Genomic DNA, 1671 nt, shown 5'->3' on the forward strand with positions numbered 1-1671 from the left:
ACGTCTTCACTGTTACCTTCACTGTAACTTAGCATTCTGAGACAGTGCGCTTTTTGCGAATAAGCGCCTGCAGTGGCGGGGTATTTCTGCAGCGCCGATTCCACAGACTCAAGCGCTTTTTTAAGGTTATTTCGTCCTGACTCAAGGTCATTGTCTGTTATCTGCCCGGTAGCCAGCCTGAAATAATGGATCGAGCATGTCAGTAAAGTATTGGCACTTTCCTGACATCCGCTCATTAATTCCATAAATCTTGTGGTCCCGGCATAGATACTCAGGAGTGTGTATTCACATTCACTCGCGTGGTATAAATCACAGCAACGATGGAGCAGTTTTAGAGACCGTTCTTTTTTATTCATCATCCGCCAGAGGCGAACCAGAGTCAGATCAATATCGCGAGTCCCGCTGGGTTTGCACAGGTTTTCCTCATTGTTATCGGGGTGCTTGCCAATGATGTTCAGCAACAGTCTTTCACACCGTTTATATTTGCCCGTTAACTCCCAAAGTCGCGCCATGGCCAGGTCAATGAGAGGATGCCCATAGGGCTTGCACAGAAATTCTTCAGTGGCTTCGGGGTGCTTGCCGCTCATGTTCAGAAGCAGTCTTTCACTCCATTCACTCTTGCCCATTGCCTGCCAAAGGAGTGCCTGGTTCAGATTAATATCGAAATTCCCGCAAGGTTGGCACAGGTCTTCTGCACAGGCATTGGGATCCTTGCCACTCATGTTCAGCAGCAGTCTTTCAGAGCGTTTAAATTTGCTCGCTATCTGCCAATGCCTTACCAGAGTCAGGTCAATCATAAAATCTTCAGAGGGTCTGCACAGGTCGTCCTCGCTGTCGTCGGGGTGCTTGTTAATCATGTTCAAGAGTAATTTTTCCGTGAGTTTATATTTGCCCTGCAGCTCCCAGACTCGCAGCAGAGCCAGGTCAATCTCACGGTCTCCATAGGGCGTGCAGAGGTCTTCCTCAGTGTCATAGAGGTGCTTGTCACTCATGTTCAACAGCAATCTTTCAGCCCATTGATATTTGCCCATCCTCTGCCAGTGTCGCGCCAGGGCCAGATCAGTATCACGGTCTCCATAGGGAGTGAAGAGTTCTTCCTCAGTGCCATGCAGGCGCTTGCCACTTATATTCAGCAGCAGTCTTCCAACCCGTTCATGTTTACACATCAGCTCCCAGAGTCGCAGCAGAGCCAGATCAATTTCATCATTTCCACAGGGTTGACAAAGGAACTCCTCACTGTGGTTGGCTTGCTTGCCACTCATATCCAGCAGTAAATCTTCTGCCCATTCATATAAGCCCCGCTCCTGCAAGAGTCTCACCAGAGCAATATTGACAATCTGGAGCTGTTTATGCAGTGTTTTTGCAGTGGCAGCGCATCGATTCGACAGCAGTATTCTGGTCAGCTCTTTTTTCATATTCACCAGGAGTGTTTCAGCCATCTGGTGTTTTTCCATCGTCTGCCACAGACGGGCATTGGAAATATCAGCCTCAAAACTCTGGGAATGCTGGCAAAGGATCTCTTCATCAGCATCGGGGTCCATATTTCTCAGTTTTACAAGTCGTTTTTCAGCATCCGAGCGTGATCCAAGCGCCTCTTCACAGCGGCTCAGGGTCAAGTCAAGGTTAGGAATGACGGAAGCCCCGAATGCAGTCAATGGTCCATTCAGTCTG

Annotated in this window: 1 protein-coding gene; it reads right to left on the reverse strand. The window is 48.8% G+C overall.

Features of this window, described 5'->3' with window-relative positions:
- Nucleotides 1-1655, reverse strand: a 1655-nt coding sequence (locus KDK16_RS06835) for a hypothetical protein (protein WP_257275301.1), incomplete at its 3' end; no start/stop codon positions are given.
- Nucleotides 1656-1671: the final 16 nt, after the last annotated feature.

Source organism: Endozoicomonas sp. SESOKO4 (genome assembly GCF_024606275.1).